Origin of the sequence: Stenotrophomonas sp. 22385, from assembly GCF_052045085.1 — a bacterium.
In the GTDB taxonomy this organism is placed as follows: domain Bacteria; phylum Pseudomonadota; class Gammaproteobacteria; order Xanthomonadales; family Xanthomonadaceae; genus Stenotrophomonas.
The window spans coordinates 48166-72758 of sequence record NZ_JBQEOG010000010.1 but is presented as its reverse complement, the minus strand read 5'-3'; the positions used below and the strand labels follow the sequence as shown (position 1 = coordinate 72758).

At 68.5% G+C, this 24593-nt stretch carries 24 protein-coding genes and 1 pseudogene; 17 read left to right on the top strand and 8 right to left on the bottom strand.

Features of this window, described 5'->3' with window-relative positions; all coding sequences use genetic code 11:
* A pseudogene (locus ACTJI4_RS16850) lies at positions 1 to 546 on the bottom strand (Hsp70 family protein); the annotation flags it as partial.
* Between the two features lie 117 nt (positions 547 to 663).
* Here ACTJI4_RS16850 and ACTJI4_RS16845 point away from each other — a divergent pair.
* The gene (locus ACTJI4_RS16845) at positions 664 to 999 is read left to right on the top strand and encodes a zinc ribbon domain-containing protein YjdM (protein WP_068853590.1); all 336 of its coding nucleotides are present in this window, start codon (positions 664 to 666) and stop codon (positions 997 to 999) included.
* A gap of 59 nt (positions 1000 to 1058) precedes the next feature.
* On the opposite strand, the gene ACTJI4_RS16840 is transcribed toward ACTJI4_RS16845, so the two are convergent.
* Positions 1059 to 2192, bottom strand: coding sequence for a tetratricopeptide repeat protein (locus ACTJI4_RS16840; RefSeq protein ID WP_440870012.1), 1134 nt, complete (start codon positions 2190 to 2192; stop codon positions 1059 to 1061).
* Between the two features lie 230 nt (positions 2193 to 2422).
* Here ACTJI4_RS16840 and ACTJI4_RS16835 point away from each other — a divergent pair, with 230 nt between their 5' ends.
* The 5 genes from ACTJI4_RS16835 to ACTJI4_RS16815 all read left to right on the top strand — a co-directional run bounded on the left by ACTJI4_RS16835 (position 2423) and on the right by ACTJI4_RS16815 (position 6648).
* Complete coding sequence (locus tag ACTJI4_RS16835) at positions 2423 to 3025, top strand: HD domain-containing protein (protein ID WP_440870011.1); 603 nt, start codon at positions 2423 to 2425, stop codon at positions 3023 to 3025.
* 45 nt (positions 3026 to 3070) lie between these two features.
* On the top strand, positions 3071 to 3262 hold the full coding sequence (locus ACTJI4_RS16830) for an oxidoreductase-like domain-containing protein (RefSeq protein ID WP_440870010.1): 192 nt from the start codon (positions 3071 to 3073) through the stop codon (positions 3260 to 3262).
* A gap of 12 nt (positions 3263 to 3274) precedes the next feature.
* The gene (locus ACTJI4_RS16825; protein ID WP_392920369.1) at positions 3275 to 3904 is read left to right on the top strand and encodes a DUF998 domain-containing protein; all 630 of its coding nucleotides are present in this window, start codon (positions 3275 to 3277) and stop codon (positions 3902 to 3904) included.
* A gap of 78 nt (positions 3905 to 3982) precedes the next feature.
* Positions 3983 to 5347, top strand: coding sequence for a virulence factor family protein (locus ACTJI4_RS16820; protein ID WP_440870009.1), 1365 nt, complete (start codon positions 3983 to 3985; stop codon positions 5345 to 5347).
* Positions 5347 to 6648: a hypothetical protein gene (locus tag ACTJI4_RS16815; RefSeq protein WP_440870008.1), complete on the top strand. Its 1302-nt coding sequence runs from the start codon at positions 5347 to 5349 to the stop codon at positions 6646 to 6648. Before ACTJI4_RS16820 ends, ACTJI4_RS16815 begins: the two co-directional genes overlap by 1 nt.
* Here the strand turns inward: ACTJI4_RS16815 and mprF are convergent.
* Positions 6611 to 9178 (bottom strand): bifunctional lysylphosphatidylglycerol flippase/synthetase MprF, encoded by a 2568-nt coding sequence (gene mprF, locus ACTJI4_RS16810; RefSeq protein WP_440870007.1) that lies wholly within the window; start codon positions 9176 to 9178, stop codon positions 6611 to 6613. The genes ACTJI4_RS16815 and mprF overlap by 38 nt on opposite strands.
* Before the next feature lie 193 nt (positions 9179 to 9371).
* Here mprF and ACTJI4_RS16805 point away from each other — a divergent pair, with 193 nt between their 5' ends.
* On the top strand, positions 9372 to 9719 hold the full coding sequence (locus tag ACTJI4_RS16805) for a RidA family protein (RefSeq protein WP_217537731.1): 348 nt from the start codon (positions 9372 to 9374) through the stop codon (positions 9717 to 9719).
* A gap of 36 nt (positions 9720 to 9755) precedes the next feature.
* On the opposite strand, the gene rnfB is transcribed toward ACTJI4_RS16805, so the two are convergent.
* The 5 genes from rnfB to gloA2 form a co-directional block, all read right to left on the bottom strand.
* Positions 9756 to 10163, bottom strand: coding sequence for an Rnf electron transport complex subunit RnfB (gene rnfB / locus ACTJI4_RS16800; RefSeq protein WP_440870006.1), 408 nt, complete (start codon positions 10161 to 10163; stop codon positions 9756 to 9758).
* Positions 10160 to 10750 (bottom strand): HAD family hydrolase, encoded by a 591-nt coding sequence (locus ACTJI4_RS16795; protein ID WP_392920351.1) that lies wholly within the window; start codon positions 10748 to 10750, stop codon positions 10160 to 10162. Before ACTJI4_RS16795 ends, rnfB begins: the two co-directional genes overlap by 4 nt.
* 48 nt (positions 10751 to 10798) lie before the next feature.
* Positions 10799 to 12877: a methionine--tRNA ligase gene (gene metG / locus ACTJI4_RS16790; RefSeq protein WP_440870005.1), complete on the bottom strand. Its 2079-nt coding sequence runs from the start codon at positions 12875 to 12877 to the stop codon at positions 10799 to 10801.
* 58 nt (positions 12878 to 12935) lie between these two features.
* Positions 12936 to 13385 (bottom strand): DUF2147 domain-containing protein, encoded by a 450-nt coding sequence (locus tag ACTJI4_RS16785; RefSeq protein WP_392920344.1) that lies wholly within the window; start codon positions 13383 to 13385, stop codon positions 12936 to 12938.
* A 110-nt stretch (positions 13386 to 13495) separates the two neighbouring features.
* Positions 13496 to 13888: an SMU1112c/YaeR family gloxylase I-like metalloprotein gene (gene gloA2 / locus ACTJI4_RS16780; RefSeq protein WP_392920341.1), complete on the bottom strand. Its 393-nt coding sequence runs from the start codon at positions 13886 to 13888 to the stop codon at positions 13496 to 13498.
* A 186-nt stretch (positions 13889 to 14074) separates the two neighbouring features.
* Between gloA2 and ACTJI4_RS16775 the strand changes: the two genes are divergently transcribed.
* Genes ACTJI4_RS16775 through ACTJI4_RS16730 form a run of 10 tightly spaced genes read left to right on the top strand, consistent with a single transcriptional unit; the run spans position 14075 to position 24591 of the window.
* Positions 14075 to 14752, top strand: a complete 678-nt coding sequence (locus ACTJI4_RS16775) for a helix-turn-helix domain-containing protein (RefSeq protein ID WP_440870004.1) — start codon at positions 14075 to 14077, stop codon at positions 14750 to 14752.
* A 3-nt stretch (positions 14753 to 14755) separates the two neighbouring features.
* On the top strand, positions 14756 to 16444 hold the full coding sequence (sctC, locus tag ACTJI4_RS16770; protein ID WP_440870003.1) for a type III secretion system outer membrane ring subunit SctC: 1689 nt from the start codon (positions 14756 to 14758) through the stop codon (positions 16442 to 16444).
* Positions 16425 to 17552, top strand: a complete 1128-nt coding sequence (gene sctW, locus ACTJI4_RS16765; RefSeq protein WP_440870002.1) for a type III secretion system gatekeeper subunit SctW — start codon at positions 16425 to 16427, stop codon at positions 17550 to 17552. Before sctC ends, sctW begins: the two co-directional genes overlap by 20 nt.
* Entirely contained in the window at positions 17549 to 19615 is a 2067-nt protein-coding gene (locus tag ACTJI4_RS16760) for an EscV/YscV/HrcV family type III secretion system export apparatus protein (RefSeq protein ID WP_440870001.1), read from the top strand. The genes sctW and ACTJI4_RS16760 overlap by 4 nt, the downstream gene beginning before the upstream one ends.
* A complete protein-coding gene (locus tag ACTJI4_RS16755) occupies positions 19612 to 20007 on the top strand; it encodes a hypothetical protein (RefSeq protein ID WP_392920327.1) in 396 nt (131 codons plus the stop codon). Before ACTJI4_RS16760 ends, ACTJI4_RS16755 begins: the two co-directional genes overlap by 4 nt.
* A gap of 2 nt (positions 20008 to 20009) precedes the next feature.
* Positions 20010 to 21302, top strand: a complete 1293-nt coding sequence (locus tag ACTJI4_RS16750; protein ID WP_440870000.1) for a FliI/YscN family ATPase — start codon at positions 20010 to 20012, stop codon at positions 21300 to 21302.
* A complete protein-coding gene (locus ACTJI4_RS16745; RefSeq protein WP_440869999.1) occupies positions 21286 to 21732 on the top strand; it encodes a hypothetical protein in 447 nt (148 codons plus the stop codon). The genes ACTJI4_RS16750 and ACTJI4_RS16745 overlap by 17 nt, the downstream gene beginning before the upstream one ends.
* Positions 21723 to 22970 (top strand): SpaN/EivJ family type III secretion system needle length determinant, encoded by a 1248-nt coding sequence (locus ACTJI4_RS16740; RefSeq protein WP_440869998.1) that lies wholly within the window; start codon positions 21723 to 21725, stop codon positions 22968 to 22970. The genes ACTJI4_RS16745 and ACTJI4_RS16740 overlap by 10 nt, the downstream gene beginning before the upstream one ends.
* Entirely contained in the window at positions 22967 to 23929 is a 963-nt protein-coding gene (sctQ, locus tag ACTJI4_RS16735) for a type III secretion system cytoplasmic ring protein SctQ (protein WP_440869997.1), read from the top strand. Before ACTJI4_RS16740 ends, sctQ begins: the two co-directional genes overlap by 4 nt.
* Complete coding sequence (locus ACTJI4_RS16730) at positions 23926 to 24591, top strand: EscR/YscR/HrcR family type III secretion system export apparatus protein (protein WP_392920308.1); 666 nt, start codon at positions 23926 to 23928, stop codon at positions 24589 to 24591. The genes sctQ and ACTJI4_RS16730 overlap by 4 nt, the downstream gene beginning before the upstream one ends.
* Positions 24592 to 24593: the final 2 nt, after the last annotated feature.

The window sequence follows — 24593 nt, the reverse complement described above, 5'->3', positions numbered from 1 at the left end:
CACTTTGCCCCCCATCGTTTCTTTCCCCCCCCCCACGTCGAGCTGGCGCGAGGCGGTCAACCGGATGTGCTCCAGGATATGCGTGGCGATGCCGGTGATGGTCTGGCGTGCGCGCGGGTGCAGGTTGTAGCCGAGCATCGATTTCGGGCTCTGTACCAGGTTGCCTTCGTTCTCCTCGAAGTAGGCTTCCAGCGCCTCGTCGCCGTAGACCGCGTTCTGCAGCAGCCTGGTCGAACTGAGTGGCGCGCGCATCTGCTCTTCCATCCACTGCCGGCGCACTACGCGCAGGGCCTCGCGGCGCAGCGCGTCCGGCGCGCGCTCCTGTCCGGCAGCACGGGCATCGCGCGCGGCGGCGTCGATCAATCGAGCCAGTTCGTGCTCCAGCGCCGGGGTCAATTCGAAGTCGTTCGGATCACGCATCACTTCCGGGAAGTACACCGTGGTGCGGAACTGTTCGGCGTCACCAAACCGGATCGGTACGACCCGGCCGTCCACTACGGCGGCGGCGGCGGAGTTGCTGGTGCCAAAGTCGATGCCGATTTTCATGCGGGGCCGGGCCGGAGGTCAGGGGGCGCGCACTGTGCGGCAAGCGCGCCGCCGGTGCAAGGCCTGCCCGGGCCGGGCGGTTACAATGGGGGTTGTTCCGAACCTGAAGGCTTCACCATGTCCGCCGCACCCGCCTGCCCGCAATGCACCCTGGAAAACACCTATGCCGATGGCGCGCTGTGGATCTGCGCCGACTGCGGCCATGAGTGGGCGGCCGGCGATGAAGGCGGCCAGGGCTTGGTCGTGCGTGACAGCAACGGCAACACGCTGGCCAGCGGCGACACGGTCACCGTGATCAAGGACCTGAAGGTCAAGGGCTCGTCGATCCCGCTCAAGCAGGGCACCGTGATCCGCAACATCCGCCTGGTCGAAGACGATGCCGAGCACATCGAAGGCAACTCGGACAAGATCAAGGGCCTGGTCCTGAAGACCTGTTTTTTGAAGAAGGCGTAAACGCCTGCGTGCGTGGTTGCCGGCCAACGGCCGGCGCTACCGTTGGCCACCCTGAAGCTTCAATTGGTTGTTCGTTGCCGCCATTTCTGCAGGCTGTCCAGCTTGGCCTGGTAGGTCGCCCGCAGCACGTCGGCATCTTCACCGGCCAGGTCGCGGGCGCGCAGCATTTCCAGTGACGCGCGGCGGGTGTCGCCGGCCAGGAAGTAGGCGCGCGCCAGCCCGAAATGGAACTGGTGCGCGCTGCTGTAGAGGCGCACCGCCCGCTGGTAGTACTCGATGGCCTGCGCATAGTCGTGGCGCTGTTCGGCTTCGTTGCCGAAGCGGAACTGCGCGAACGGATCGCTTTTCTGCACCTGTTCCAGCCGCTTGGCCAGCACGTCAGCCCGGCGCGCATCGCCCAACCTGCGATACAACGCGCTGGCGTTGGTCAGCGCCGCTGCATGCCGCGGTTGCAGCTGAAGGGCCTGTTCGTAATCCTTCCGGGCCTGGTCCAGGCGACCTTCGCGGGTATCGAGCACACCCAGGTTGTTCCAGCCGGCAGGGAAGGCCGGTGCCACCGCCAGCGCAGCATCCAGGTAGACGCGCGCCTGCGCGGTGTCCCCCCCGGCCATATGCTCGGCGCCGCGGTTGTTGTAGAAGTGCGCCATGGCGCGCTCTTCGGTGATGGGGCGCGGCCCGTAGCGGTCATAGAGCACGTTGCGGTCCAGGTCGACCACGGCGGTGCGTCCGTTGAGGTTGAGCCCCACGTTGACGTGGCCCACGTTGTAGATCACGCCCTGGTCCTGGTGCCAGGTGACCACCTGCGCCACCTCCTGCACCCGGGCATCGATGCCCGCCGCGCGCGCCAGGGTGACAAACATCAGGGTGAAGGACAGGCAGTTGGCGCGGTGGGTCTTCCACGTCTCGGCCAGGGTGTGGGTGGCGTACGGGTCGTACTCCAGGTGCATGGCATCTTCGTCGAAGATCAGGTGCACAAGCCGCACCAGCCGCTGCTCGCGCGAGCCGACCGGGGCGATCACCCTCTCCTGCAGCAGCGCGCGCAGATCCGGCGGTATGGCCAGGATCTGCTCGGGGGAGGGAATGGGCTCGACTGCCGGGACCTGCGCGGCAGCGCCTGCCGGCGGCGCGGCCAGCGCAGGAAGCGATGCGGCAGCCAGCAGGCCCAGCAGGGCAAGGGATTTCCAGCCGTTCATCGCGTCACCTCGCAGGCATGACGAAGCTGTCGTGCCTCCAGTCTAGGCCAGCGCCCGGCGACCGGCGCACCGCTTGTCGGCGTGGCGTGCCATCCACAGCGGATGTGGACCAGCCGCGGGTAAACCTGTGGGTAACCGTGCACAGCCCCCGCCGCGCGGGGGACTGCAGCCGGTGGTGAAAGATTCGCCGCTGCTTGCCATTCGCCATGGGGCCGGCCAATGATGCCGCCATGACCTTTTCCCCGCTCTCATTGCCGGCGGCCATGCAGGCCGACCTGGAAGCCGCCTACGCCACGCCCCCGCGGGCCTATCACGGCTACCCGCACGTGCGCGCGGTGCTGGTGCACTGCCAGGCGGTGGCGGACGGCCCGGGTTGGGTGCACCCGCGCGAAGTGCAGCTGGCCGCGCTGTACCACGATGCGATCTACGAGGCCGGGCGCAACGACAACGAAGCGCGCTCGGCGGCGTTGGCGCGTGCGCAGGTGGAGCGTTGGCTGCCGGGCGCCGGCGTGGACGTGTCCAGGATCGAACAGCTGATCCTGTTGACCGCACGCCACGGCACCCTGGCCGCCAGCGATGTGGACCCCGAGGCAGCTTTGTTCCTGGACTGCGACATGGCCATCCTGGGCGCGCCGGCCGAGGTCTTCGATGCCTACGACCGCGGCATCGCCGAGGAATACGCCGGCCATGTACCAGGCTTCCTGTTCCGGCTCAACCGGCGGCGGTTCCTCAAGCACCTGCTGCGCAGTCCGCGCATCTTCCTCAGTGATTTCTTCCATCAGCGCCTGGATGCTGCGGCACGGGCCAACCTGCGACGTCGACTTGGGCACTGACACGGGTCGATTACACTGCAGAGGTTGACCGCCGTCCCTCACGCCATGCCCGTTCTCCTCCCGTCCGCCACGCCTGATCCCGATCCGCGCCCGCAACCGCCGGAACAACCCGGCCCCAACGAGTGCTGCGGCAGCGGGTGCCCGTTGTGTGTTCTTGATCTGTACAGCGACGAGCTGCAGCGCTATCGCGCGGCCTTGTCCGCCTGGCGGCTGCGTCATCCCGATGCCGAGCCCTGAACCCTGCCCGCGATGAAGCTTCCTGCCCACGCTCATGTGGCCCGCCTGGCACTGCTGGCGCTGGCCGGGTTCGTGCTCACTGCCTTGTGGACGCAATGGGCTCGCCAGGACCTGGACTGGGTGCAGGCGACGTTGAGCCTGTATCTGCATGGTCCCTGGGGCCTGGCGTTGCGGACGGCGTACTGCGTGCTGGCCGTGGCGATCATGCTGCTGGCCTGGTCGTTGCATGCCGCCAGCCGCTCGCCCCGGCGCAGTGCGGCAGCGCCCCTGCTGTTCTGCGTGGCGGGACTGGGCCTGATGGGTGTGGCCATCGGCGACAGCTGGTTGCCTGAGCTGGCACCGCTGCTGGCGCCATTGGTCCATGGCCTGGCGGCCAATACGGCGTTCCTGTGCGTGAGTGTGGCGATGCTGCTGCAGAGCTGGTACCTGCGTGCCGATCCGCAGTGGACGCGCTGGGCCAGCGCAGCGTGGTGGTGGGCCTGGCTGTGTTTCGCGTTGCTGTGGCTGCACGTGCTGTGGCGCGGCCCGCCGCGCGGGGCCGGGCAGAAGCTGGTCATCGCCGCCGTGGTGCTGTGGCTGGTCGTCGCCGCGCTGCAGCTGTGGCGACATGCACGATGTGAGAATGCTGCCCGTCCGGACTAGGTGCTGCGGCCAGCCTGTGTACATGCCGTTGGCCGTGGACAGGCGTATCGTTGATCCACTTTTCCAGGATGCGTGACGATGCGGCGAGCCAGTGTGGGCAGGGGACTGGGCGTGGTGCTGGGCCTGGTGTCGATGATTGGGGCCGCCGCGGCCCCGGCGGCGCCGCAGCAGGTCAGCCACGGGCGCTTCAACGACGTCCCGATCCACGCGCCGGAAGGCCGCCCGCAACGCGTGGTGGTCTGGTTCGATGGCGGCAGTGAACCCCAGCGCACGCGCGAGCGCATCGAGGCCCTGCGTGCGCAGGGCGCCCTGGTGGCCCAGGTCGATGTGGCCCGGCTGCGCAAGGGACTGGCGCGCGAAGGCGGCGGGACCTGCAGCTTTGGCGCGGGCGACGTGGAGAATTTCTCGCGCTGGTTCCAGGCGTACCTGCACGTGCCGGGCTACCACCTGCCGCTGATCGGCGGCGATGGCAGCGGCGCCGAGCTGGCCTATGCGGTAGCGGCACAAGCGGATGCCCAGGTCTTTGCCGGCCTGGTCACCACCGGCTTCTGCCCCGACCAGGCGCGCGAGCGCGCGGTGTGCGGCGCCGGTGTCAGCCATGGCCGCCTGCAGCCGGCGGAGCTGGCGTTTCCGTGGTTGAACGCCGCAGGTGACCGCAGGTGCGCGGCAGGTGACGCCACCGCGTTCGTGCACAAGGTGGAGATGGGGCGGCAGTTCCAACGTACCGGGCGTGGCGATGACCTGCCAGGTCTGCTCGCCGCTGCGCAGGTCATCGGCGCGCAGAAGGGCGTCAGCCTGGCGCCGCCGCCAGATGACCTGGAGGGGCTGCCGGTGGTGGAAGTGCCGGCGCGGAAAGCAGGCGATACGCTGGCCATCTTCGTCTCCGGCGACGGCGGCTGGGCCGGTCTGGACAAGGATGTGGCCGCCGCGCTGAGCGAAAGCGGCATTTCGGTGGTCGGCCTGGATTCGCTGCGCTACTTCTGGACCGAGCGCACGCCGGAAGGCTTTGCCCGTGACCTGGAACGCATCGCGCGGCATTACGGTAACCAGTGGCAGCGCAAGCGGCTGTTGCTGGTCGGCTTCTCGCAGGGCGCTGACGTGCTGCCGGCCGCGATCAACCAGCTGGATCTGGCCACGCGCGGGTCCATCGCCCTGATTGGACTGATGTCGGTGGGGCACAAGGCCGATTACGAGTTCCATGTCAGCAACTGGCTGGGCGGTGGCGGTGGCGGTCTGCCGATTGCGCCGGAAATCGCCCGTCTGCCGGCCGGGCGCACGCTATGCCTGTACGGTGAACAGGATGACGACGCCTTGTGCCCAGAGCTGCCCAGCAACGGGGTCACGGTGCTCGCCCTGCCCGGCGATCACCACTTCAAGGGCGATTACGACCTGCTGGCGAAGTCGTTGCTGGAGCATCTGCCGGCCTCGCCCCGGACGCCCTGATGGGCCGGAACGCCGACATCGAGGCACAGCTGTTCCAGTTGTTGAGGGCTGATGGTGCCACCGCGCGCGACGCGCCCGCCTCGGCTGCGCAGCGGATGGCCGACGCCCTGGCGATGCAGCAGGCGGGGGACCGCGCCGACGCCGCAGGCCGGCTGTTCTGCGCAGCCCTGCTTGAGACACTGGCGTGGCTGGTCAAGGAACACGATGTCGAGTTGCGCAGGGCGATGGCCTGGCAGCGATCGGCCGAGGTGCGCCGCTATACCCAGCTGCTTGACGGTACGCCGTACGCGGCAGCGCGACGCGCGGCAAAGAAACTGGCCGATGTGGCCTACCCGGCCCGGATCGAACGCGAACCGGATCCGGACCGGCAGCAGCGGCTTGTGGCCCTGGCCAGCGCGGTCAACGACGCACGTGGAGGAGCGGGCACCTGGGCACAGGTGCTGGCGCGCGCGGCGGCACTGCATGCGGAGTCTGCCGCCGCGTTCGCCCCGCATGTGGCGGTGCTGGATGAGAAGGCGGCGTTGGATCGGGACGCCGCTGTCAGCGCCTGGTTGGCACTGCGGGCGGCGACCCGGACGGTCAGCGGCGGCGCTGCACGTGGCCGGGACGTGGAGGACCATGTCGGGGCCTCGCTGGCGCGGTTGTGCGCTGCCATGAACGAGGCGGCCGGTGACGCCCCCGAAGCGGGGTACCGCATTGCCAGGGGCGCCCATGTGCCTGCCGGACTACGGCCGGAGAACGGGCGCCACGTCAAAGGCGAAATCGACTTCCTGCTGATGCACGGCAGCGAGGTGGTGCTGGTGGGGGAAACCAAGGCGGGTGGCGCGACCGCCATCGCCGCCGATTGCGTGAAGTTCCGCAACGGGGTGGTCGAGATGGCCGCACGTGCCCGCGAGGACATGACCTACGCGTTCGCCGCAGCGAGCGACAAACGCCTGCCACAGGTCCTGCACATCAGTGGCGCGTCGCTCAGGCGGCTGGGCCGGACCCACTCCGCATGGCCCATGGCTGCCCGCTATTTCCTGCCGGAGCCGGTGGCCGCCATCCCGCTCTCGCCCCGGGCGATCGCATACATCACGCAGCAACCCGCGGGTATCGCGGTGGCCGAAAAGTTGATGGCCGGCGAAACGGTGCCATCCGACGCCCTGCTGGACGTGTGGCAGGACCTGACCGGCAGCGCACGGCTGGCGTGGATCCGGGAAGAGCGGATGCTGGCAGCGGAGGCACTGCATGCCATCCATGGCAGCAGCAGCGTGGCGCGGTTTACCGACGTGTTTGCGCGGAGGGCGGCAGCGATATGAGCCGCGTTGCATCCAGCAACGCCGCAGGCAGGTGCATGCCGCCCGGCGCAGCCAGGTAGCGGGCGCGCCACTGCGGTGCGAACTTGGATTTGAAACGGCGCAATCCGCTGAAGCCGTAGAAGCGTTCGCCATGGCGTGCAACCACATTGGCAAAACGGTTCCAGCGTCCGGCCAGCCGATGCTGGGCAAGTCCCGACAGCGGCGCCATGCCCAGCGAGAAACGGTGGAAACCCTGCGCGCGCCCCCACAGGAACAGCTCGATGAACAGGAAATCCATCGTGCCTTTCGGTGCATCGTCGACGTGCCGCATCAGGTCCACCGACAGCTCGCGGCCGGCAGGGGCCTGCCACAGATTGGCGAAAGCGACGATGCGCCCGTCAGCCTCCACCAGGGCCACCGGGAACCGTGCCAGGTAGGCAGGATCGAAACTGCCCAGCGAAAAGCCCTTTTCATCGCCCGCCTTGTCGTCCAGCCATTGCTGCGAGACCTGGGCGAGCGCCGGCATGAGGGCAGGCACCTCATCTGGCGCGGCCACGCGGAAGCTGAGGCCGCCGCGCTTGCCCCGGTTCCAGGCCTGGCGCAGGTCGGCACGTTCGCGCCCTTCCAGCCCGAAATCCTGCAGCGGCACCATGGCTTCCTCGCCAAGCTTCACCAGCGTCAGCCCAAGGTCCAGGTAGGTCTGCCAGTACGCCTCACCGACTTGATAGAACACCGGGCGGAGACCGAGCCGGTCCGCCTCTTCGCGGAAACGCCAGATCAATGCGCGGGCCACATCCGGGGGGCCGACCGGATCGCCCATGGCGATCAACGAACCGCCATAGCGCTGCATCATCACGAAGCCGCCGCCTGCCTCATCGCGCAGCACCGCCTTGTCGGCGGTGAGTACCAGGCAGGCCTGGGTGTCCTGTGCCGCGAGCAGCACCGGTGCCAGTGCATCGAGCGTAGCGGCGTTAGCCGCCGGCAGCGGTGTGCGGGTACTGTGCAGCAGCCGCGCCAGGCCGAAGATGGCCAGCGCGATGGCCACCACCAGCAGCGCCCGCAGTGCACGCGGCGCGTTGCCTTGGGCGGCGAACTGCCACCACAGCTCGTTCTGGTATTCGACATGGCTGTACACGAAGAACAGCAGCCAGATCACCGCCACCAGAACCAGGCCAAGGTTGCGGATCCACGGCCACGACCACGCTTCGTCGAGCAGCGCGCCCTGCCGGTAGAACTCGCGACGCGACGCCCACAGCGCCATCGCCACCAGCACCGAGGCCAGCGCGATCAGCACCTGCCCGCCGCGCAGCCAGATCGGCAGCGGCGCGATCACGCAGATGGCCATGGCCAGCATCCATGCCGCATGGCTGCGCCGCTGCAGGCCCTGGCCGATCAGCAGCAGCACCACGCCCGCCAGGCTGCCGAGCAGGTGAGACGTTTCCAGGATCGGCAGCGACGCGTGCAGCAGGTGCCGCCGCGGCGTTGGCAGGGTGCCGTCGATGACCAGCGCTGCCCCCACGCTGAACACGGCCAGCGCAATGATCTGCGGCAACCACGGGCGCAGCGCGGTCCAGCCCGCACGGGTGGCCCCCGCGCCCACGCGCAGCGGGCGGCGCAACGCCGGCGCCACGGCCAGCACGGTGGCCAGCAGCAACGGCAGCACGTAGTAGGTGACCCGGTAGATCAGCGCCGCTGCCAGCACGGCCGCAGGTGCTACCTGCGGCAGCAGCTTGAGCAGGCTCCACTCGAAAACGCCCAGCCCAGCCGGCACGCTGGAAATCAGCCCGGCAAGAACCGCCACCAGATACAGGCCGACAAAGCCGGGCAGGCCGGTCGGGGTGTCCATCGGCAGCAGCACGTAGAACGCCGCGCTGGCCAGTACCAGTTCAACCACGCTGAGCACGGTAACGCCCAGCATGGTGCGGCGATCAGGCAACCACAGCGCATGACCGCGGATCTGGAAGCTGCGGCCCTCACGCCCGACCACCAGCACCGTGCCTACGTAAGCAAGCAGGCCCACCGCGCCCAGGACGCGCACGGCCTGCGCCGACACGGGCAATGCAAGCGCAGCGGCGCCCGGCTCCAGCAGGAAGGCCAGCGCCAGCAGCAGCCAGGCACCGAACACGAAGCCGAGGGTGCTCATCAACACCACCTGGCCGATTTCGGCCAGGCTCAGCCCGGCGCCACCGTAGCCGCGCAGGCGCACTGCACCGCCGGTCAACGCCGCAAAGCCCAGCGTCTGCCCCAGGGTGTGGGCGAGGAAAGCAGTGATGCCCACCCGCGCGGGGTGCAGGCGCTTGCCGCTGCGGCGGAGGCCGATGGCATCGAAGCCGATCAGGCAGGCATAGCTGGCCAGGCCCAGCACCACGGTCAGTGCGATCTGGCCACCGCTGAGCTGGTGGAAAGCGTCGCGAATGGCCCGATAACCATGATCGTCGAACTCGTTGGCAAGGCCGTGCAGGGCCAGCGCCAGGATCCCCAGGCTGAAGATGACGGTCGCCGCGCGGCGCCAGCCGACGCGGGACGGAGGGGCAGGGGCGGGGTCGGTCATCGGGACAGCATGCTCCGGGGAGGCGGGGAAAGAGTCAAAACACCCTGCGGTGCCTTGCGGGCGAATCGTGCGCCTCCGGCAGGCGCTTGCCAAGCAGGGGTGCTGTGCGGTCTGTGGCCGTTTTGATCGGGCGCAACGACGGCATTACCCGGCATCGGTGACAATGGGGCACCATCACAGAGGAGCCATCGCCATGTTGGAACGTTTCGACGTCGGTCCGCGCATGTCCGAAATGACCGTGCACAACAAGGTTGCCTACCTGTCCGGCCAGATTCCCGAAGACACCAGCCAGGACATCACCGGCCAGACCCGGCAGGTGCTGGCCGAGATCGACAAACTGCTGGCACTGGTGGCCAGTGACAAGCAGCACGTGCTGCGCGCGGAGGTCTATCTGGCCGACATCGGCGACTTCGCCGGCATGAACGCCGCGTGGGACGAATGGGTGGTCAGCGGCATGACCCCGGCGCGTGCGACGGTGGAGGCCAAGCTGGCCGACCCGAGCTGGAAGGTGGAGATCGTGATCACGGCCGCGTTGCCCTGATCCTGCGCGCAGCCACGCCTGCGTGGCTGCGCCATATCAGGCGACCAACACCAGCTCGATGCAATCCACCGGGCAGGGTGGAATGCACAACTCGCAACCGGTACACAGATCGGCAATCACTGTGTGCATGTACCTGGCGCCGCCCACGATCGCATCCACCGGGCAGGCCTGGATGCACTTGGTGCAGCCGATGCAGTCGGCTTCGATCACCCGCGCGACCTGCGCGGGCTTGTGCTCACCGCGGCGGCGGTCGAATGGCAGTACTGGCACACCCAGCACCCGTGCCAATGCACGTGCACCCTGATCACCCCCGGGCGGGCAATGGTCCACGCCCGCCTCGCCGCGCGCCATCGCCTCGGCGTAAGGACGGCAGCCGTCGTAGCCGCATTGCCCGCACTGGGTCTGCGGCAGCAGGCGGTCGAGGCGTTCGATCAGCGTGTTCATTTCAGGGGTTTCCCGCGATACCAACGTTCCTGCGCCAGCGCCAGCATCGGGCGATCTTCGCGGCTGTCGCCGTAAGCGTGGATGCGTAGATAGCGCGACAGGTCGTAGCGTTCGCGGATGCGGTCCACCTTGTGCGGCGCGCAGTCACCGTCGGCATAGCGCCCGGTCAGGCGGCCATCCAGGCTTTCAAGACGGTTGCAGATCAGGTCCACGCCCATTGCCTCGCACCACGGCCGCAGGTACAGGTCCAGCGAACCGGACACGATTACCACCGTGTGCCGCTGCTGCAGGTGCCAGCGGATCTGTTCCAGCATGCTTGGACGCACCACCTCCGGCAGTACCTCGCGGGAGAAGCCCGACGCCTGCGTGGCGATGTCGTCTGCATGCCGATCACGCAGGGTCAAGCGAGTGACCCGTGCCCGGATCCGTTCGGCGGAAATCAGCTTCAATCGATAGGCCAACAGCCACGGTCCCACCTTCCACCACGCCTGCGCCAGCTGTTCGGGCGTGGCCACGCGGCGCAGGAAGCGCCCGTACGTATCGCAGGTGGTGACGGTATGGTCGAAATCGATGAGCGCCAATTCCACGCCAATTTCCCCCGTTAGGCCACGACCCCTGGTCGTGGCCCGTCGCCATCAACGAACCGGCATGCCCGGCAGGGCGCTGCTGTCGGCATCAAGCAGGGCCAGCGCGCCGCCATCGAAACCGGCCGACAGGATCATGCCTTCGCTCAGTCCGAAGCGCATCTTGCGCGGCGCCAGGTTGGCGATGAACACCACGCTGCGGCCAACCAGCGCTTCCGGCTCGCCGTAGCTGGCGCGGATGCCGGAGAAGATCTGGCGCTTGCCCAGTTCGCCGGCATCCAGCTCGAAGCGCAGCAGCTTGTCCGAGCCGTCCACGAATTCGCAGGCCAGCACCTTGCCGATGCGCAGGTCGAGCTTGGCGAAGTCCTCGATGCCGATGTAGGCCGGGCCTTCCGCAGGCGCAGCTGCAGCGGCGGCCGGCGCGGCGGCCGCTGCCGCCGGCTTGGCGGGCTTGGCCGGGGCCGCAGGGGCGGGGGCGGCGAGGGTGTCCTTGGAAGCGTCGGTCATGGCGTCAATCATTTTCGGGTCGATACGGGTGAACAGCGGGCTGTACACGGCGATGGTGTGGGAAAGCAGCGGCGAGGCGATGTCGGTCCAGCGCGGCACCGGGGCGGCCAGGAACGTTTCGGCCTGCGCGGCAGTAGCCGGCAGCACCGGCTTCAGTGCGGTCACCAGCACGCGGAACAGGTTCAGGCCCTGGGTGCACACTGATTGCAGCTGCGTATCGGCGCCTTCCTGCTTGGCGATCACCCACGGCTTCTGCTCGTCGATGTAGCGGTTGGCTTCGTCGGCCAGCGCCATGGTCAGGCGCAATGCGGCGGCCGGATCGTTGCGCTCGTAGGCCTCGCGCACCGGTGCCAACGCGGCCACGAAGCGCTCGTACTGCGCGGCATCGGGCAGCGCATCGGCCAGGCGACCCTCGAAGCGCTTGCTGATGAAGCCGGCGCAGCGGCTGGCCAGGTTGACGAACTTGCCGACCAGGTCCGCGTTGACGCGTGCGACGAAGTCGCCCAGGTTCAGGTCGAGATCGTCGACGCCGCCCGATGACTTGGCCGCGAAATAATAGCGCAGCGCCTCCGGCTCGAGGCCGGCATCCAGGAAGGTGCGGGCCATCACGAAGGTCCCGCGTGACTTGGACATCTTCGCGCCATCCACGGTGAGGTAGCCGTTGACGTGCAGGCGGGTCGGCGCGCGGTGGCCGGTACCGTGCAGCACCGCCGGCCAGAACAGGCCGTGGAAGTTGACGATGTCCTTGCCGATGAAGTGATGCAGCTCGGTGCTGGTGCCGGCGCGCAGGTGCGCCTCGAAATCCTCGCCGTTCTTCGCGCACAGCGCCTGGAAGCTGGACAGGTAGCCGATCGGCGCATCCAGCCAGACGTAGAAATACTTGCCGGGGTGGCCCGGAATCTGGAAGCCGAAGTACGGCGCGTCGCGGGAGATGTCCCACGCGCGCAGGCCGCCCTCGGCATTGAGCCACTCGCCCAGCTTGGCCTTCACCCCGGGCAGGGCCACGTCGCCAGCCAGCCACTCGCGCAGGAACGCCTCGAAACGGCCCACCTCGAAGAAGAAATGCTCCGAATCGCGGATTTCAGGCGTGGCGCCAGAAATGACCGAACGCGGGTCCTTGAGGTCGGTCGGTGAGTAGGTGGCACCGCACACTTCGCAGTTGTCGCCGTACTGATCGGGCGTGCCGCAGTTGGGGCAGATGCCCTTGATGTAGCGGTCGGGCAGGAACATGCCCTTGGCCGGGTCGTAGAACTGGGCCACCGAACGGCGCGTGATGTGCCCTTCCGCCTCGAGCTTGAGGTAGAACGCTTCGGTGAGTGCCTTGTTGCCGGCCGAATTGGTCGAGTCGTAGTGGTCGAACGCGACCCCGAACGCGGCGAAATCACGCTCGTGGCTGGCCTGGATGTTGGCGATGAAGGCTTCCGGGGTCACCCCGGCCTTCTCGGCCGCCAGCATGATCGGCGTGCCGTGGGTGTCGTCGGCGCACACGAACCAGGTCTTGCCGCCACTCATCCGCCGCGCGCGCACCCAGATGTCAGCCTGGATGTAGCCGACCAGGTGGCCCAAGTGCAGCGGGCCGTTGGCGTAGGGCAGTGCGGTGGTGACAAGAGCGGTGCGGGTCATGATCTGCGCGGGTGCGGGGGGAACGCGGGATTATCGCACGCTCCCCCCGGGCCAGCGCCTACTCGCGGATCCAGGTCTGGGCGCGGCAGATGAACGCCACGCAGCCGGACATGTCCAGCTTCTTGCCGCCCGGCTGCAGCTCCAGCTTGGACTTGTAGGTCTTGCCGTTGGCCGGATCCAGCACGGTGCCGCCCGACCACTGGGTGGTGCTGCCCTTGTCCTGCTTCAGGTTCCACAGGATGGTCATGCCTTTCACCGGCTTGCCCTTGTTGGCGCCAGTGCAGTCGTCGCAGACCGGGTTGGGGCCCTTGTCCGAGTGCAGCACTTCCACCACCTTGCCGCTCAGCGTGCCATTGCTGGCCTGGGTGATCTCCACGATCGACTTCACCTTGCCGGTCTTGTCGTCGATGGTCTTCCAGCGGCCCACCGCGCCGTCGGCGGCCGAAGCGGACAGGGCGGCCATCATCAGTGGCAGCGCCAGCAACAGGGTCTTGAAGGTCTTGCGCATGGTTCCCCTCCCAGGGATGTACGTGAATGCCGGCGCGCGGCCGGGACAGCTGGACTGTATACCCATTCGCTCTGGTACGGAACGTAGGGCGCCGCCCCGCCACAACCTATTCAGTTGGATTCGTACAGCTCCAGTGGCAGCCCGTCCGGGTCGGCGAAAAAGGTGAAGCGCTGGCCGGTGTATTCGTCAACGCGGACCGGTTCGCAGGGCACGCCTTCAGCGGCCAGCCGCTCGATCATCGGCTCCAGCGCGGCCACCCGGAATGCCAGGTGGCGCAGCCCCTGGGCTTCGGGGCGGCTGGGCCGGGGCGGGGGCGACGGGAACGAAAACAGCTCCAGCTGGCCACCGTCGGGCAGGGCCAGGTCCAGCTTCCACGAGTCGCGCGCGGCGCGGTGGTGTTCCGCCCTGACCGTGAGGCCCAGCACGCGGACATAGAAGTCGCGCGAGCGGTCGTAATCGGCACAGATCAGGGCGACATGGTGGATGCCGAGCAGCGGTGTCATGGGATCGATTCCTGGTGGCGCCTGCGCGCAACCGTCTGGATGGGGTCGCTACAAATACCGCAACTCGGGGCGGCTTTCTAACTTCTTGTAGAGCCTTGCCCCCCTGTCGTCTCCAACATGCAGCCCTCATCGAGCAGGGCCGCAGACCGCGTCCCGCCTCGGCAGTACCTGAACGGGAGTGGTTGGATGCACGTCATCGTCAATGCAGGGCAGGGCTCCATCGACCTCAACGTCGGCGGGCGGGCCGTTTGCCTGTCGGCCGGTGACCGCCTGCTGCTGGCCGGCCTGCCGCTGCCGCGCGACAGCGGGCTGGGCATCATCGCGCTGGCCGGCGGCGGCATGGCGCGCGCGCTGGCCCACTTTGACCACGCCAGCAACGTGCTGCGCCCGACCTCTGAGCCGCAGCCCGTGTGCTGGGTGGTACCGGCAGCGCTGGAAGACCCGGATGTAGCGTCCGCGTGGCTGATCGACCAGCTGGCCCGCGGTGCCGGGCAGCCTGACGACAGCCAGGCCGCCCACCTGCTGCGGCACCTGGCGCGCAGCGAAAGCTACGGACTGATGCGGTTCCTGCTGGACGAAGGCGGCGAAAACACCGTCGCCGCGCTGGCCCAGCGCTACGGTCTGTCCTCGGCGCAGTTCCACCGCCGTTGTCGGCAGGTGCTGGGCCGCCCGCTCAAACGCGAGCTGCGCATCCAGCGCGCCGCGCGCGCGCTGCTGGCCTATCCCGGCCGCGCGCGCTCGTTCACCTATCTCGCCGCCGATCACGGCTATGCGTCGCTGTCGCACTTCTGCACCGACGTCAAATCGCTCATCGGCTGTTCGCCCCTTTCCGTCTACCGGGCCGTCTCGACGCCCAACGAGTGATCCATGCGTTCCCTGACGTTGTATCTGTTGCTGTTGATCGTCCCCTCCCTTGCCTTCGCCCAGACCCCGCTGGAAGGCACCGCGATCCAGGATCGCGCAGACCTGCCTCACGCCTCCGGTTTCGTTTCCCGCGCCGACAACGCCAGCCACCTGCTCAACGCCCTGGGTGCGCGTGCGCGCCAGGCGGTGGTGATCAGCCCCAAGGCCAACAAGAAGAAAGTCAGCGGCAGCTTCGACCTGGCGCGGCCGTTCGACGTGCTGGCCAAGGTGTCGGCCGAACTGGGCCTGGTCTGGTACAGCGACGGCCAGTCCATCTACGTGTACGACGCCGATGAGCAGAAGAATGCGGTGGGCCGGCTGCGGCATACCTCGATCGCCACGCTGTCGGACTTCCTGCGCAAGGCACGGCTGTCCGATACGCGCTATCCGGTGCGCGGCGGAGGCGCCGACGGCACGTTCTACGTGGCCGGTCCGCCGGTGTACGTGGACATCGTGATGAACGCGGCGCGCTACCTGGACGACCTCTACGAGGGCGCCGATGCCAGTCCACACCACGTGGAGGTGATCAAGCTCGAGCACAGCTTCGTCAACGGGCGTCGCTACGGCCTGCGCAACACCGAAGTCCCGCTGCCCGGCCTGGCCGACGTGTTGGCCAGCGTCCTCCAGCTGGGCGATTTCGGCGCCGTGGTGAAGCAGCCATCGCTGCCGGCTGATCCGGCCACCATTACCGAAGAGACCCTGCCGGTAAACCCCGCGGCGCAGCCGACGGCGCAGGTGGCGAGCTCGGTGCCGGTCGGCCCGAGCCCGGCCGTGGTGATGGCGTATGCGGAAACCAACAGCCTGGTCGTTCGGGGGACGCTGGCGCAGATCGAACAGGTCAAGCGCCTGGTCGGCGAGCTGGACGTGCCGCGCAAGCAGATCGAAATGTCGCTGTGGATCATCGACATCAAGAAGACCGAGCTCGATCGCCTGGGCGTGAACTGGAGCGGTGGCATCAACATCGGCAACCGGCTGGCGATCGGCATCAACCAGGCGCCCTCGGTCAGCACGCTCGACGGCAGCCGCTTCCTGGCCTCGGTGCAGGCCATGGCAAGCAAGGGCGACGCGCATATCATCTCGCGCCCGGTGCTGCTGACCCAGGAGAACATCCCGGCGTATTTCGACAGCAACCAGACGTTCTACACCCAGCTGGTGGGTGACCGCGCGGTGTCGCTGGAACAGGTGACCTACGGCACCCTGATCAGCGTGCGCCCGCGTATTTCCAGTGGCAACGAAGTGGAAATGCAGTTGAAGGTCGAAGACGGTGCGGTCGATGCCACCCGCTCGGTCGATGCGTTGCCGGTGGTCAACCGTACCGTGATCGACACCGTGGCCAGGGTGCCGCAGGAGCTCAGCCTGCTGGTGGGCGGCTACACCCGCAGCCAGTCCGACACCGGCTACAGCGGCATTCCCGGCCTGCGCCGCATACCCGCGGTGGGCAAGCTGTTCGGCCAGGACAGCCGCTCGGCCGAAAGCCTGGTACGCGTATTCCTGATCCAGCCGCGCCTGCTCACCGGCAGCGATCCGGTCGATGGGCGGCGCATGCCGGAGATCTACGGCCCCGAGGTGGGCGACAGCGTGCGCGACACCATCCGCGCCGTGCACCCGCACCTCAACGCTGCGGAGGGCGCACATGGCACTGCCGGCCATTAACCGACACGTCACCACGCCGCTGCCGGTCACGCCGCGCCAGGCCAGTACGCAGGGCGACCGTGACGATACCGCGAAAGACCTGCTGTCCGGGTTGGGCAGACCGTCCAGGCCGGGCTCGTTGGCCACCGCCATGTCCATGCAGGACGACCTGGCTGCGTTGGTGGCCTCGTTGCAGCGCCGCCGAGATGGGCAGCGCAGCACCGGCGCCGGCGAATCGCAGGCGTGGATCGACCACGTACTGGATGATGAGGTGTACAGCAAGGTCACGGACCTGCGCGCACTGCTGGACGGCATGCGCAGCCCGGTACAGCTGCTTTCGCTGCTCAGGCAGCTGTTTCCTGACCCCAGTGACATGCTGGCAGTGCTGCGCTCGCTGATTGCCGATGACGAACTGCAGGAGCTGCGCGAGCTGTTGCAGCAGTCGCTGGAGCAGCTGCTCGCCGACGAGGCCGCGCAGGGCAATGCCGCAGCCGCGCGCGGCGGCCTGAACGTGGCGATCAAGGCGCGGTTGGCCGCGCGCGGCAGCCAGTTTTCGGCGCGCGCACTGCGCCAGAGCTACCGCGACTTCATCGGCAACCACCAGGACTGTGTCGGCGAATACGCCGGCTGGATCGCGACGTACGGCTTCGAGCGGCGCGCGCAGGTGGTGGATTTCATGGAACAGGCGATCGGCGCGGACATGTATTCGCTCGACCCCAGTGCCTCCCACCTGGAGTTCGGCCGGCTGTTGCGCCAGGTGCGCAACCTGGCCGTACTGCGGTCCACCGACCAGCTGCTGGTGCAGGAGGCAAACCGCGACCGGCTGCTGGCGCGGCTGTCCACCACCGCCGAGGCCGTGGTCGGCGGGCTGCTGGATGTGGTGCGCGGCCTGCAGGACTGGGCGGCCCTGTTCGCCGGGCCGTTGGCAGATGCGCGCGTGGCGTTGTCGGCGGTGGAGCGCGCGCGCCTGGTGCAGGCGCTGCGCCGCGCGCTGGGCGGGTTGCCCGACGCGGTATGGAGCGATGACGTGGCGCGCGAGCGCGCAGCGAAGTCACTGGAGGTCATGGTGGTGGAAAGCATGAAACGTGAGCATTGGCATGCCGGCCACGCCGGCGGGGTAAGCGTATGAGCAGCCGTGCCACTACCGCCGTGAGCGGGTTGGGCGCGCGCGCCCGCGGCATCCTGCGCCCGGAAATGGCGCTGGTGGTGCTGATGGCCGTGATCGTGGCCATGCTGATCATCCCGCTGCCCACCTTCCTGGTCGATCTGCTGATCGGCCTGAACATGGCCGTGGCGATCGTCATCTTCCTCAGCTCGTTCTACGTCGAGCGCATCCTCAACTTCTCCACCTTCCCCTCGGTGCTGCTGTTCACCACCCTGATGCGGCTGGCGCTGTCGGTCAGCACCAGCCGGCTGATCCTGCTGGATGCCGATGCCGGCCACATCATCAGCGCCTTCGGCGACTTCGTGGTGGGCGACAACCTGGTGGTGGGCGCGGTGATCTTCGCCATCATCACCCTGGTCCAGTTCATCGTCATCACCAAGGGTTCCGAGCGAATCGGTGAAGTGGTCGCGCGTTTCTCGCTTGACGGCATGCCCGGCAAGCAGATGAGCATCGATGCGGACCTGCGCGCTGAAGCGATCACCTCGGAAGAGGCACAGCGACGTCGCCGCGATGTCGAGCGCGAAAGCCAGCTGTATGGCTCGTACGACGGCGCCATGAAGTTCGTCAAGGGTGACGCCATCGCCGGCATCGTGATCGTGTTCGTCAACCTGTTCGGCGGCATCGCCGTGGGCATGCTGCAGCATGGCATGGCATTCTCGCAGGCGCTCAACACCTTCACGCTGTTGACCATCGGCGACGGCCTGGTCGCGCAGATCCCGGCGCTGCTGATCTGCATCAGCGCCGGTTTCATCGTCACCCGCGTCAGCGGCGAGAGCAACAACCTGGGCGCCAACATCCTTGGCGAACTGTTCAACAGCAACGTGGTGCTGGGCACCGGCGCGGTGCTGGTGCTGCTGCTGGGCCTGCTGCCGGGGTTCCCGCTGCCGGTGTTCGCCGGTCTCGCCGTGGGCCTGGCCGCGGTGCTGGTGTGGCGCCTGCGCCACCGCAGCACCGCAGAAGGCAGCGCGGCGCAGGCATCGGGGCAGGGCGGCGCACCGGCACCGGCCGGCAAGGGCGACACCGCCACCGCGCGCCTGACCAGCGAAACCCTGCCGCTGATCCTGTTGATGCCACCGGCCCTGCACGAGGCGGGCGTGGCCGGGGAGTGGGAGGAACAGCTTCGCCACGACGCCTTCGTCAAAACCGGCATGCAGCTCGCACCGTTGGTCCTGCGCAGCCACGTGCCCGCCAGCGAGCATGAGGTAAAGGTGCTGATCAACGAGATTCCGGCTGCCTCCTCGAGCGTGGTGAGCGGGCACGTCCGCGTCTGGGGCCGGCAGGAAGAGCTGGAGGCGCTGGGCATGGGCCTGGTGGTGCCGCACGAAGGCGGCACTGCGCGCTGGGTACCGGCCGGCGCCGACGAAGACGTCCGGGCGCTGGGCTGCGAGGTCTCCAGCGATTACGAGGAACTGCGCCGCATGGTGCACGGCGCGGTGCTGCGCAACGTGGGCGAGCTGTTCGGCATCCAGGAAGCCAAGCACGTGCTGGACGCCCTGGAAAAGCGCTTCCCGGAACTGGTCAAGGAAACCTACCGGCACATGCCGATCCAGCGCGTTGCTGAAGTACTCCAGCGCCTGCTGCGCGAAGACGTGTCCATCCGCAACATGAAAGTCGTGCTGGAGACCCTGGCGCAGTGGGGCCAGCGCGAAAAGGACGTGATCCTGCTCGTCGAACATGTGCGGGGTGCGCTTTCGCGCTACATCTCCGCGCGCTTCGCCCGGGAAGGGCGCATCCCGGCCGTCCTGGTTTCCAGCCCGGTCGAAGACCAGATCCGTGCCGGTATCCGCCAGAGCCAGGGTGCGGCCTACCTCAACCTCGAACCGGCCGCAGCCGGCGAGCTGCTGGACCGCATCGCGCTGCACGTTGGCGAGGTGACCGCGCATCGTCCCGACACGGTGCTGATGGTGGCGCCGGACATCCGCCGCTTCGTGAAGCGCTTCATTGAAAACCGCCTCCCCTCGACCCCGGTGCTCTCGTTTGCCGAGATCTCCGACACGGTCACCCTTGATGTGATGAGAAGCATATGACCTCCCTGCTAGATACCCTCAACGCCGCCCTCCAGGAGCTGGGCTGCGACCCCTCGCGATTCCAGTTCGACACGCATTCGTCCGTTGTGATGGGCTTTGCCGATGTGGGCGAGCTGCTGCTCGATCCGGTTGATGACCTGGTGTACCTGTGGGGGCGCCTGGAGACCTCGCCGGCCGAGCGCTTCAGCAACCGTGCCGACGAACTGCTTACCGCGCTGTCGGCGCCGGCCGCGCACTTCGCCAACGGCTGCCTCGCCCTGCGCCAGCTCGAAGAGGGGTGCCTGGTGGGCGGCGCGCTGCAGCCGGACTGCCAGCGTGAATCCAGCCTGCTGGCTGCGGCCATCGAAGGCTTCCACGCCCGCGTGCTCGAACTGCAGGGCCTGCTGCGGTGACAATGGCCACGCCCTGCTGGCGCCCATGTGCAACGCCGGTGGCGATGCGCGCCGGTGAGCTGCGCGTGCCGCTGGCCGATGTCGCCGTGGGCGAGCATTGCCACGTACGCCGTTCGGCGCGCGATGATCGCGTGTTGACCCATGGCGTGGTCACCCGGGTTGACCATGGGGTGGCCACCCTGGCCTTGATCGGCGCCCCGGTACGCCTGGCGGCCGACGTTGTCGTGGCCGCCACCGGGCGGCCCCTGCAGGTGGCGCTGGGCACGCATCTGCTCGGCTGCGTGCTGGACGGCTTCGGCGTGGTCGTGGAGCGCCTGCAGACGGGTGAAACGGTGGATGACGCGGGCGTGTCAAGCCCGGTGCAGGCTGCCGCGCTGGACTACCGCCAGCGGCGCCCGATCCAGGTCCCCTTTGCCACCGGCATCCGCGCGCTTGATGCGCTGCTCACCGTCGGCGAAGGCCAGCGCATGGGCATCTTCGCCGCCGCCGGCTGTGGCAAGACCACCCTGGTGGAAATGCTGCTGGCCAATGCGGACTGTGATGTGCGGGTAGTGGCGCTGGTGGGTGAACGTGGCCGCGAGGTGGCATCGTTCGTAGATGCGATCCGCCAGGGTCCGGCCGCCGCGCGTACGATCATCGTCCAGGCCACCTCGGATTCCTCACCGGCCACCCGGGTCAACGCGGCCATGGTCGCCACCCGCATCGCCGAGTACTTCCGCGACCAGGGCAGCCGCGTGCTGCTGGTGATGGACTCGGCCACGCGCTACGCCCGCGCGCTGCGCGACGTGGCATTGTCGGCCGGCGAGCCGCCGGCGCGCCGTGGTTTTCCCGCCTCGGTATTCGAAGCGCTGCCGCGGCTGGTGGAACGCCCCGGCAATGCCGAATCCGGCAGCATCACCGCGTTCTACACGGTGCTGCTGGAAGACGATGCCGACCCCGACCCGGTAGGCGAGGAAGTCAAATCGCTGCTCGACGGGCATGTGTACCTCAGCCCGCGCCTGGCCCAGCGTGGCCATTTCCCGGCCATCGATGTGCTGCGCAGCGCCAGCCGCCTGTTCCCGCAGCTGGCCAGCAGAAACCAGGCTGCTGCCGCCAGTGTGGTGCGCGCGGTCATGGGGCGGCTGGATGACCTGCAGCTGCTGCGCGACATTGGCGAATACCGTCCGGGTGCGCAACCCGAGCAGGATGATGCCGTGGCCCGTGAACCGCGCCTGCTGGCCTTCCTGCAACAGGGCATGCATGAGCCGGTGACGCTGGATGCCGCGCTGGAGGCACTCGATGCGCTCGCCCGCTGATCCGGCGCGCCTGGCCACGCTGCTCGACCATCGCGCGCATCGGCTGCGACGCGAAGCACGCGAGCAGGCAGAGCATGCCGCCCGCCGCGAGCAGGAGGCCGCGGGACTGCGCAACGCTGCTGACGAGCGCCTGCGGCAGGCGCAACTCGGCGAAGAGCACGGACTGGACCGCCAGCGCCTGTTCGAGCGCCTCCGCGGTGTTGCCATCGCCCGCGCCCATGTCCTGGAGTGCGAGCTGCGCGCCGGCCATCTGCGCGAGCAGGCCGGCGACGCGCGCGAGCAGGAGCAGCAGCTGCGCCACGACGCAGCCGGCCATCACTCACGCGCACGCCGGCTGCAGGCCGTCGGCGCCCACATCGACCAGAAGCACCGGCAGGCGCGCCAGCGCCGCCAGGAGCGTCAGATCCAAGAGGAATACACATGTCGTTGATCATCCACGAACACCCGTCGGCGGTGCTTGCGTCGGCATTGGAACTGCCCGCGCCGGTGAGCCTGAGCGACCGCGTGGCGCGTCTCCCGCGGCAACCGCACGCGATGGACGACGCGGCCGGCGCATCCGGCGAGGCACCCGACGCCGCGCCCGGCAAGGCATCCGACGCGGCATCGCCGCAGGATCCGCCCCCGCAGGCCGTAGCGGAGGCCGACGATGGCTGGAACGGCGCGGAGCTGGAGCCGCCGCTGCCGCCGGACCACATCGATGTGGTCATGTCGCGCGAACAGCTGCAGCCCCGCGATGAGGACCGCGGCCCAACGCCGGACAAGCCACGCGAACGCGTGCCGCTCCTGAGCGCGCCGGTCGCCGTGCCGTTGCCTGCAAAAGACACCGTGCAACGTCCGGAGCTGTCGCCGGCCGTACCGCGCATGGCCGCCGCCGCATCGTCCCAGCTGCTGCCCGGCGGCGACGCCGGCGCCTCGGCTCCGGTTCGGACCGAGCCCGGCATCGGCACCGGTGCAGCGCCGGGCGCAGTTCCGCAGCCCGCTTCCTCCACCGCGGCGGGCCCATCCCATGCCGTCGCGGGCGGCGCCGGCCCTGGATCCGTGCTGCCGGTGCCGGTTGCAGCAGGTGAGCCGGCCATCACCCGCACGACGGCCACGCCTGCGGCAGCGCCAACGACACCCGCCCCGCTGCAGCAGCACGCGCCGCGGAAAGCCACCGGCGCATCCGGCAACCCCGCAGCGTCGGCACCCGCAACGCCGGCGTCGTCTCCGGTCGCATCGGCTGCCCCGTCATCAACCGCCGACCAGCCGACGGCGCCGGACACGACGCCGCCGGCGAACGTTGCCAGCAGTCCATCGACGCCGTCCCCGCCACCTGCCGACGCAGGCGACGACGGCCAGACCCGGGCCGAGTTGCGTCGTGAGGAGGCCAACCTCGGTACGCGCCACCACGCGCGTACGGTACGCCAGGCCAACCTGCAGATCGCCAACGCACCGCGCGCCGACGCTGCCAGCCATCTCAATGTAGCCTTCAGCAGCTGGGGCCCGGGCCATCGGGTACGTGCGGTCCTGGAGGGCGGTCGGCTGCACATGCAGGCCTCGTCGGCCCGCGTTGGCCAGGCGCTGTCGTCAGCATCGGCGCCGCAGGGCACCGAGCTGCAGATCGCCGTGGACAGCAGCGACCACGCCACCGATGAGCGCCGTCGTCGCGGCCGCCAGGGCCACGCATGAACGCGCAGCGTTGGCCCTTCCCCAGCGTGACCGCGGCCGCAGCAGCGCAGGCCGCTACCCTCGCGGTCTGCGCACGCGCGGGCATCACGCCCGCCTGGGAGCCACTGCCGGCGCGTGGCGCCATGCTGCGCTTTGATGTCAGCGGGCAGGGCGGCGCGCTGCGTCTGGCGGTGGCGGCCGACCAGTGGTGCCCGGCGATGCTGCCGGCCTTGGCCAGCCTCGCCTGGTCCGAACTGGTCGACCACGCCGCGCTTGCATGTTGGCTGCCCGACAGGCCGTTGCTGGACATCGCCGCCGCCCCGTTCCACGCCGCCCAGGCCAGCCTGCGCGAGGTGGTGCCGGTGAATGCGCTTGGGTTCGGCAAGGGCCCGCAGCCCTGCCTGCCCACTGCCCAGGGCATGGCCTGGATCGAACACGCCGAAAGCGCCGCCGGTGCCTCTCTGGCACCCACCACCCTCCGCCTGCGCGTGCCGGTGGAAGTGGGCATCGCACGCTTGTGCCTGCCGCTGCACCGCCTGCGCCGCCTGGCCCCCGGGGCGGTGCTGCTGCTTGACCTGCTGCAGCCGGTGGCGCGCAGCGGCGCACGCCGCCTGTACTCCTTCGACTTCACTCTAGAGACCATCTCCGTGAATACACCTTTCGACTTCCTCGACGACGATGACGGCTGCGCCGACATCACACCCTCCGCCCCGCCCGCAGCGGAAACCGCCAACCCCGCCAGCAGTCCGGGCATCGACATCAAGCGCCTGCCGGTCAACGTGGATGTGGTGCTGTGCCAGCTGCAACACGCCATCGGTGAACTGGATGGCCTGCAGCCCGGTACCGTGTTCAACCTCCCGGCCGATGCCTGGAAGCAGCTGCAGCTGCGGGTCAACGGCCAGGTCATCGCCCGGGGCGAACTGGTGCAGGTGGGTGAACAGCTTGGCGTGCAGCTGGCGCAGGCGCCCGTGCTGCCATGAACTTCGTCAACAACGACATCTCGCTGATCGCGGTCATGTCGATGGCCGCGCTGCTACCGTTCCTGATCGCGGCCGGCACCTGTTACCTGAAGTTCTCGGTGGTGTTCGTGCTGCTGCGCAACGGCCTCGGCCTGCAGCAGGTACCGTCCAACATGGTGCTCAACGCGCTGGCGCTGATGCTGGCGTTCTACGTGATGCAGCCGATCGTGCAGAACATGTACGACGCCTACCTCGCGCTGGAGGCCCCGCTGAACTCGGTTGCCGCCGTGGTCACCTTCCTCGACAGCAGCCTGGACGGCTACAAGGTCTACCTGGCCACGTATTCGGACCCGGAGCTGCTGAAGTTCTTCGAACGGGCCCGCCATGCCGGAGACGGCGTGCCGGTGCCGGACCTCGAACCGCATGAGCGCTCACTGTTTGCGTTGATGCCCACCTATGCCCTGAGCGAGCTGAAGGATGCCTTCCGCATCGGCTTCTACCTCTATCTGCCGTTCGTGGTGATCGACCTGGTGGTGTCCAGCGTGCTGCTGTCACTGGGCATGATGATGATGAGCCCGGTGACCATTTCCGCGCCGATCAAGCTGATCCTGTTCGTGGCGATGGATGGCTGGAGCCTGCTCTCGCAGGGTCTGGTGCGCCAGTATCTCGACGTGCCGATGTAGCC